Genomic DNA, 8119 nt, shown 5'->3' on the forward strand with positions numbered 1-8119 from the left:
GGATCTTTCTTTAATGAATTTTGGAAGAGGAGACTTAAATTTTTTTAGCTATTTGATTAATAGATTAAGAGGTTCTTATAGATATTTAACTAATTTTAATTTTATAAAAAAATCTAAGATGAATGTTTCGCATCATTATGATATTTCAGATGATCTTTATGACTTATTTTTAGATCCTAAAAGACAATATTCATGTGCATATTTTAAAAATGAAACAGATACATTGGAAACTGCTCAAAATAATAAAATTCAACATATAATAAAAAAACTTAATATAAAACCAAATCAAAAAGTTTTAGATATCGGATGTGGATGGGGTTCTCTAGCAATAGATATTGCAAAAAGTGCAAACTGCGAAGTAACAGGTATTACACTTTCAGAAAATCAATTTAATTACTGCAAGAAAAGAGCAAAAGAACTTAATTTAGAAAATCAATTAAACTTTAAGTTAATGGATTATAGAGAGCTCAATGAAAAATTTGATAGAATAGTCAGTGTTGGGATGTTTGAACATGTAGGAAGAAAATTTTATAAAAAATTTTTTTCACAAGTTGCAAAACTTTTAAAAGATGATGGAGTATCATTAATTCATACTATAGGATCAGTAAATCCACCAAGAGATCCACATCCATGGATCACTAAGTATATTTTTCCAGGAGGCTATACTCCAAGTTTAAGTGAGGTAACAACACCAATTGAAAAAGCAGGCTTAATAGTTGCAGATATTGAGGTTTTAAGACTTCATTACTCGCATACACTAAGACATTGGAAAGAAAATTGCATTCGAAATAAAGACAAAATAATTCAAATGTTCGATGAAAGATTTTTTAGGATGTGGGAATTTTATCTTGCTGGTTGTGAGATGGCATTTAAATGGGGTGATCAAGTTGTATACCAATTTCAATTAACAAAGAATTATTCTTCTACACCTGTTACAAGAGACTATATTTATCAATAAATAATTGGTAGAAACTAACTCTCTTAAAATGAAAAAAAAGAAAAAAAAATCAAAAAAAAGTATTTCTAAAAATCAAAGAAAAACAAAAAAAAGAGTTAAAAAAATATCTAAAAAGTCAAATAAATTTAAGATTAAAAATAAATCTGTAAAAAAAATTAATAATCGAAGGAAACAAAAAAATAAAAAACAAAAAAAATCAAAAAAACTAAAACAATCAAAAAAAATTTCAAAAAATTCTAAATCTACTGTTCCAAAGAAATCAGATTTTCTTTTAAAAGTAGTTAACTTTCAAAATTCTCTAAAGCCTGAATTTAAGTTTAGATTAAATTTTGGTTTTGAAAAATATATTCAAGCATTTTTTGATAAGATAGCAGACACAATTTCACAATATAAAATTCTAAAAAAAGATGAAACAAGAAGGTTAAAATTAGAAAAACAAGAAAAAGAAAGATTAGAAAAGATTGAAGCTGCAAAAGAAAAGCAAAAAGAGGCTGAATTAAAAGTTAAATTAAAAGAACAAGCCTTAAAAGATGAAATTAGATTAGAAAAACAAAGAACAAAAGAAATAAAATTATTCTTAAGAAAAGAACAAGCTCTTTTAAGAATTGAACAAGCAGAAAAACAAAAGCAATTTTTACAACAATTAAAATTAGATAAGCAAATTGAAAAGTTTAGAGTTAGAGAGGTTAAAGAATTAGAGAAATTAGAAAAAATTTCTTTAAGAGAAAAGAGAGAAGATTATGCTGGCTTACAACAAAGAATAGAAAAACTAAAAGAAAAATACCGAATTATTAGAGATCAAAAGATTAGGGAAAGAGTAGAGGCCTTAGGAGTAAAAATTCAAGGAGATGAAGATAGAGAAACTCTTTTACAAAAAGAAAAAGAATATACTTTAGCTAGACAAAAAATTGAGTTTGCTCTCGAAAGTTTTTACAGAAGTGCTAGTAGCTTAGTATTTCAATTAAACAAAAGACACATAACAAGGCACATGTCTATCTTCAGATGTATTGATAGAAGGTTTGAAACTGGAGAAATATTTGTTAAGTGGGATGAAGCATCAGATGATGAATGGCTTTTGTTAATTTATATAAAAAATAATTCGCCTGATGAAGGAATAGTTATTGAAGATAAAACTAACCCAGAAAAAAATATTTCTCATGAATTTAAAAATAATGAAATATTTAAGGCTTCAGATACTATGGTTGACGCACTTACTCAATTAATCGGAAGAAAAAGAGCCAAAAATATCAATTAAATTATCATAAATTATTAAGTATCATTTAGAATGTTATTTTCATCTGCATTAATGATAATTTTATATTTAGTATTTAGATATGTTCTTGCATGGATAAGATATTTTAACAGTCTCGACTCTAGATTAGGCCAATCTACATGGAGATGGAGTTATGATTATCCAGTTATAGGTGAAAGAGATATCTCAGATCTTGATGATAAAACTTTTGTTAGACTGAGAAGAAAAAGAAATAGAGTTATAACTCTAATGTACTCAATTTTATTAATAATGTTCTTGTTATCTATGTCTTTACTTAGTGAATTTTTAATATTTTTCTTAACTTAGTTTTTGAGTTGTTTTTTATTTTTCAAATATAAAAAAAAGGCAACCATTTCATACCCATATTTAAAGATTGTGAAAATTATTGGTAGTTTAAAAAATTTATATAAAAATTTATATTTTGGAATTTTTTTCCAAACATAAAGAAATGCCTCTGCCCCCTGAATAATTTTACCGTTTTCTTTAACATGTAGTCTTCTTAACAATTCTCTATCATTTCTCGATGTTTCTTTTTCAGCATCCGAATTATTAGTTATATCTATCCAATCAATATCTTTGATATTTTCTTTTTTATATAAGTTAATTTCTGACCTACAGATTTTACAAGAATTATTAAAATATACTTTCATACAATAACAATTAACTTTTAGTATGAAATTGTACATGCGTAAAATGATCAGTTGAAAATTATCAACAAACTACTATTTAAGGTGAATGAGTAATTTCTTTAATAAATCAGATTTAACAAGACAAGATGCAGATAAATTAGTATCTGAAACACTTAACAATTGTGATGATGGCGAGCTTTATCTAGAGGAGTCTAAATCAGAGTCAATTTTGCTAGATGATAACAAAATAAAAAGCTCAAATTACAGTTCTGATTTGGGATTTGGTTTTAGGGCTATCTCAAACGAGGTTGTTGCTTATTCATATTCAAATGAAATATCAAAAGATTCATTAAAAAATTCTTCAGAAAATCTTAAATCAACTTTGAAATCAATTAAAGGCACATACAATCATGAAATTCCAAAATCTAATAAAAAATTTTATAAAGATATTAATCCAATTGAACAAAAAACGTTAAATTCAAAATTAGAAGTCTTAAATAAAGTAAATGAATTTTTAAGAAAAAAAGATGCATCGGTAAAACAAGTAACGGCTAGTTTTGCTGGTGAGCAAAAATCAATAGAGATTATTAGATCAGGTGGAGAGTCGCTTACTGATGTACGTCCATTAATTAGATTTAATGTGTCTGTGATGTTAGAAAAAAATGGAAGAAAAGAAACGGGTGTATATGGAATTGGTGGCAGACAATCTTATGATGATTATTTAAAAAATGACAATTGGAAAAATGTTTGTGAGGAGGCTTATAGAATAGCATCAGTAAATTTAGAGAGCAAACCAGCACCTGCTGGTGAGATGAAAGTAGTTTTAGGACCTGGTTGGCCAGCTATATTAATTCATGAAGCAATTGGTCATGGTCTTGAAGGAGATTTTAATAGAAAAAAAACATCAGCATTTCATGATCTTATGGGTGAAAAAGTTGCAAGTGAGGGAGTAACAATTGTTGATGATGGTACGATAGATAATAGAAGAGGTAGTTTAACAATTGATGATGAAGGAACACCAACTGAGCGAACAGTTTTAATTGAAAATGGTATTCTCAAAAATTTTATGCAAGACAGACATAATGCAAGATTAATGAATACAAAATCTACCGGATCAGGAAGAAGAGAAAATTATAGACATATCGTGTTACCAAGAATGAGAAATACAATGATGTTAAGTGGCAATCAAACTCAAGATGAAATGATCAAATCTGTTGATAAAGGAATTTTTGCAGTAAGTTTTGGAGGTGGCCAGGTAGATATTACATCTGGAAAATTTGTATTTAATTGCACTGAGGCTTACGAAATAAATAATGGTAAAATTGGATCTCCAATTAAAGGTGCAACACTTATTGGTGATGGACCATCAATACTTAAAGAAGTATCGATGGTAGGAAATGATATGATGTTAGATCCAGGCATAGGAACTTGTGGAAAGGCAGGACAAGGAGTTCCAGTGGGAGTTGCTCAACCTTCAATTTTGATTGATAAAATGACAGTTGGTGGAACAAAACTTTAAATTATGGTTAAGGATCAAGAATTTCTAAAATCAAAAGCTTCATATTGTTTGGATTTAGCAAAAAAAATGGGAGCAACTGATGCAAGTGTTACAGTTGGTCACTCAATTTCAGAAACAGTTAATTTTAGAAATAAATCATTAGAAGCCTCAGATAGATCAGATGGATTGGCATTAAGTATAGAAACTTATTTAGGTAAAAGAAGATCATCAATTTCATCATCAAATTTACTAGATGAAAATATAAAAACTTTAATTGAAAAGTGCTTTGAGACTACAAAAATTACACCAGAGGATGAATTTAATTCTTTGCCTGAAAAAGATTTATTAGCCAAACAAATTAGTAGCCTTAATTTGTATGATGAAACAAGATTCGAAAATGATAAAAAAATAAAATATTTAAAAGATTTAGAGGAGGCTGCTTCATCAAATAAGCAAATTATAAATACAGAATCTAGTTTTACTGAAAATAAATCAAATTTTATATTAGCTAATAGTTACGGTTTTTGTGATGGTTATAAAACTTCATCTTTTACTACTTCTTGCGTAACAGTTGCAAAAGATGAAAATAGCATGGAAAGAGACTATGAATTTTCAAGCAAACGTCATTTGTCTGATATTAAGCAAGCATCAGATCTTGGAAATAAAGCTGCCAAGCAAACTATTAGAAAATTAAGTCCCAACAAAATTGGAAGCGAGAAGATAAGCATAATTTTTGATAAAAGAATTTCAAAAGGAATGTTAAGTGTTTTTGCAAGTGCAATATCTGCATCTGCAATTGCAAGAGGTACTTCATTTTTGAAGGGTAAAATTGATCAACAGGTTTTTGCCAATTCGATAAATGTAATTGATAAACCAGATATAATTAAAGGAATGGGTTCCCAAAACTTTGATTCAGAGGGTGTAAATTCCAATACAATACAACTTGTAGAGAATGGAATACTTAAAAATTACCTTGTCGACACTTATAATGGAAAAAAATTAAATTTAAAATCAAATGGAAGAAGTGGCGGAACTACTAATTTATATTTTGAAAATGGAAATATAACCTACGAAGATCTTCTAAAAAAGAATTCAAAAAGTCTTTATATTACAGAGACTATTGGTCATGGATCTAATCTTGTAACAGGAGATTATTCAGTAGGGGCAACTGGTTTTTTGGTTGAAGATGGAGAATTTAAATATCCTGTTAATGAAATAACTATTGCTGGTAATTTTAAGGATATGTTTAAAAATATAACTTTAGCTAATGATTTAGAATTCGAATATTCAGTCAATTCACCAACTATGATGATAGAAGGTATGACTGTTGCAGGAAAATGAGCAGTTATTGCGTAATTGGCTCTGGAATTTCTGGAGCGACAATAGCTAATCTTTTAAGCAAAAAAAATATTGTACATATTTATGATAAAGCTCGAGGTCCAGGTGGCAGATCTTCCTTTAAAAGATTAAAAAAGTCAAAAGGATTTGACCATGGAGCTCAATATATTTCTCCAAAATCAATTCAATTTAAAAAATTTATTACAAATTTACGTAAAAAAAAAATTCTAAAAAAATGGAGTGGCAAACATATTTTTTTAAACAAATTAAAAAAAGAAAATAAAAATCATATTAAAATAATTGGTTGCAAAGGTAATAATGATATCAGCAAATATTTGATAAAGAATATAAAATGTGACTTTCAAAGTGAGTTAGAGAAAATTCAATTTATAAATAACAAATGGAAATTAGATTTTAAGAAAAACCAAATAAAATATTATGATAAATTAATATTAACTTGTCCATTCCCACAATTAAAAAAATTATCAAAAAAATATATAAAAGATCCGTTCATCAAGCAAAAAATCAAAATGGATGCAAATATTACAGTTATGATTGAAATAAAAAAAACAAATAAAAACATATCAAGTTATTTATTTGACGACAAAATTTTAGGGTGGGCTGCCAAAGAAAATAGTAAAAAAAGATTTAAAAGTATAAATGATTTATGGACTTTACAAAGCACAAACCTATGGGCAAATAAAAAAATAAATAAAAATAGAGAAAATAAAGAAAAAAACTCAAAGATTTTAATAGATCAATTTTTTAAACTTACTGGAATTAAAAAAACAAAAATATTAACTTCATTAAATCATGGTTGGAAATATTCCTCAAATTCTAGGCCCTTTAAAATCAAAAGTTATTGGAATACTAAATTAAATTTAGGAGTGTGTGCAGATTGGTTTGTAGGTCCTAGAGTAGAGGCTGGATGGATAAGTGCGAACGATCTTTTTAAAAAAATGAATAAATAATTTTATTCAAGATTTTTTAAGCGATACTCCCAATCTCCCATTCTTTTATATGTAACTTTAACTATAACTGAAGTTTTTTTATCAAGCCAAATATCAAAATTTAATTTTTTATCTTCAGGAAGAGTCATATCTTTAGATGTTAGTTTAAAATGATCAGTTTCGTATTGTTTACCATTAACTGAAATGTTTTCCTTGCCAATAAAAGTAACTATTTGTTCTTTTATACTTCCAGAAATAGGACTTATTTGGCTTTCTGCTTCTAAAATTCTATGACTCCACCAATTTCCAATAATATTTTTTATAGAAGCTTCACCTGAATATGAGGACCCTTTGATGTCAAACTTTTTATTATTTTTATCTAATTTTAAGTTTACAAATTTTTCTTTTTTATTTTGAATTGTCTTTGATTGAAAAGATATTAAATTATCTTTTATATAAATTTCTTCCCCATACCCCTCTACTTTGAATATTGTTGCAGATAGCACCTTTACCTCAAACTTGTATTGATTTTTTACTATCGTTTTTTCACCATCTCTTTTAAAAAAATAATTGTTATAGCCAATTACTTCATCGTTTCTCAAGATCTCCATTTCTATTTTGTCAAATTTGTTATAATGACCTATATGAGCCAAAGAAATTGATGAGAAAAATACAACAAGTAAAATAATTGCAAACTTTTTCATTTCCTGGTTACAATATTAGAATTTTTCATTAATAGATATATCTTATTACAATTATGTTTTTAAAAATAAAAAAAATACCAAAAGTAAAATGGAGCTCAGAAAAACCATTTAATTTTAAACCAAAGTTTTCTACACTTTTTTTCTTATGTTTTGGTTTGTCTTTATTTGGATTAGGTGAGGGGTTGTTAATTGTTTCGTTCACAGGAGCCTCTCCTTGGAGTGTTTTAGCACAAGGTATTTCTTTAAATGTTAATTTAAGTATTGGAACTATCACATTATTAATAAGTATTGCTGTTTTAATTTTATGGATACCTCTTGGTCAAAAACCAGGGATGGGTACAATATTTAATGCTCTGATAATTGCAATGATGATTGATCTTTGTATCAAGTATGTTCCAACGCCATCAAATTATATTCATCAATTATTATTAGCTGTAATTTCTGTTATCATGGTTGGAATAGGTGGAGGTATTTACTTAGTATCAAATTTAGGAGCCGGTCCTAGAGATGGTCTAATGATAGGATTACAAAAATTAACTAATTTTCCTATAGCTGTTGTAAGAGCAACATTAGAAATTTCAGTTGTTAGTATTGGATGGTATTTAGGAGGAACAGTGGGTGTAGGAACTTTATTGTTTGCATTCGGCATAGGTCCATGCGTTGCGTTAGGACTTTATTTAGTTGATAAAACTTTTGATTAGGCTGCAGCTATAGCTGATGATGTAAAAGTTAATGGTGCTGAGCTTAAAGACGGTCTTTTAACAATATC

9 protein-coding genes are annotated in these 8119 nt (G+C 27.5%); 7 read left to right on the top strand and 2 right to left on the bottom strand.

What is annotated here, in order from left to right; all coding sequences use genetic code 11:
• From AMN81_RS01315 to AMN81_RS01325, 3 genes are all read left to right on the top strand, one after another.
• Nucleotides 1-958, top strand: a 958-nt coding sequence (locus AMN81_RS01315; protein ID WP_072090341.1) for an SAM-dependent methyltransferase, incomplete at its 5' end; no start/stop codon positions are given.
• 28 nt (nt 959-986) lie between these two features.
• On the top strand, nt 987-2213 hold the full coding sequence (locus AMN81_RS01320) for a hypothetical protein (RefSeq protein WP_072090342.1): 1227 nt from the start codon (nt 987-989) through the stop codon (nt 2211-2213).
• A 30-nt stretch (nt 2214-2243) separates the two neighbouring features.
• Nucleotides 2244-2537, top strand: a complete 294-nt coding sequence (locus AMN81_RS01325; RefSeq protein WP_072090343.1) for a hypothetical protein — start codon at nt 2244-2246, stop codon at nt 2535-2537.
• Here AMN81_RS01325 and AMN81_RS01330 read toward each other — a convergent pair.
• Nucleotides 2534-2881 (bottom strand): DCC1-like thiol-disulfide oxidoreductase family protein, encoded by a 348-nt coding sequence (locus tag AMN81_RS01330; protein ID WP_072090344.1) that lies wholly within the window; start codon nt 2879-2881, stop codon nt 2534-2536. The genes AMN81_RS01325 and AMN81_RS01330 overlap by 4 nt on opposite strands.
• A gap of 85 nt (nt 2882-2966) precedes the next feature.
• On the opposite strand from AMN81_RS01330, the gene AMN81_RS01335 reads away from it, so the two are divergent.
• Genes AMN81_RS01335 through AMN81_RS01345 form a run of 3 tightly spaced genes read left to right on the top strand, consistent with a single transcriptional unit; the run spans nt 2967 to nt 6667 of the window.
• Nucleotides 2967-4379 (top strand): TldD/PmbA family protein, encoded by a 1413-nt coding sequence (locus AMN81_RS01335; RefSeq protein ID WP_072090345.1) that lies wholly within the window; start codon nt 2967-2969, stop codon nt 4377-4379.
• 3 nt (nt 4380-4382) lie between these two features.
• On the top strand, nt 4383-5699 hold the full coding sequence (locus AMN81_RS01340; protein WP_072090346.1) for a TldD/PmbA family protein: 1317 nt from the start codon (nt 4383-4385) through the stop codon (nt 5697-5699).
• Nucleotides 5696-6667: an NAD(P)-binding protein gene (locus AMN81_RS01345; RefSeq protein WP_072090347.1), complete on the top strand. Its 972-nt coding sequence runs from the start codon at nt 5696-5698 to the stop codon at nt 6665-6667. The genes AMN81_RS01340 and AMN81_RS01345 overlap by 4 nt, the downstream gene beginning before the upstream one ends.
• A 2-nt stretch (nt 6668-6669) precedes the next feature.
• Here the strand turns inward: AMN81_RS01345 and AMN81_RS01350 are convergent, their stop codons facing one another.
• The gene (locus AMN81_RS01350) at nt 6670-7350 is read right to left on the bottom strand and encodes a DUF6134 family protein (protein WP_072090348.1); all 681 of its coding nucleotides are present in this window, start codon (nt 7348-7350) and stop codon (nt 6670-6672) included.
• Nucleotides 7351-7403: 53 nt separating this feature from the next.
• Here AMN81_RS01350 and AMN81_RS01355 point away from each other — a divergent pair, with 53 nt between their 5' ends.
• Entirely contained in the window at nt 7404-8051 is a 648-nt protein-coding gene (locus AMN81_RS01355) for a membrane protein YczE (RefSeq protein ID WP_072090349.1), read from the top strand.
• The last annotated feature ends 68 nt before the right edge of the window (nt 8052-8119 follow it).

The organism is Candidatus Pelagibacter communis, from assembly GCF_001179845.1.
GTDB classification, from domain to species: Bacteria; Pseudomonadota; Alphaproteobacteria; order Pelagibacterales; family Pelagibacteraceae; genus Pelagibacter; species Pelagibacter ubique_Q.

What these genes read in the sequence shown, in the direction of transcription:
- AMN81_RS01320 (WP_072090342.1), top strand. Translation starts at nt 987, where the DNA reads ATGAAAAAAAAGAAAAAAAAATCAAAAAAAAGTATTTCTAAAAATCAA.
- AMN81_RS01325 (WP_072090343.1), top strand. Translation starts at nt 2,244, where the DNA reads ATGTTATTTTCATCTGCATTAATGATAATTTTATATTTAGTATTTAGA.
- AMN81_RS01330 (WP_072090344.1), bottom strand. Translation starts at nt 2,881, where the DNA reads ATGAAAGTATATTTTAATAATTCTTGTAAAATCTGTAGGTCAGAAATT.
- AMN81_RS01335 (WP_072090345.1), top strand. Translation starts at nt 2,967, where the DNA reads ATGAGTAATTTCTTTAATAAATCAGATTTAACAAGACAAGATGCAGAT.
- AMN81_RS01340 (WP_072090346.1), top strand. Translation starts at nt 4,383, where the DNA reads ATGGTTAAGGATCAAGAATTTCTAAAATCAAAAGCTTCATATTGTTTG.
- AMN81_RS01345 (WP_072090347.1), top strand. Translation starts at nt 5,696, where the DNA reads ATGAGCAGTTATTGCGTAATTGGCTCTGGAATTTCTGGAGCGACAATA.
- AMN81_RS01350 (WP_072090348.1), bottom strand. Translation starts at nt 7,350, where the DNA reads ATGAAAAAGTTTGCAATTATTTTACTTGTTGTATTTTTCTCATCAATT.
- AMN81_RS01355 (WP_072090349.1), top strand. Translation starts at nt 7,404, where the DNA reads ATGTTTTTAAAAATAAAAAAAATACCAAAAGTAAAATGGAGCTCAGAA.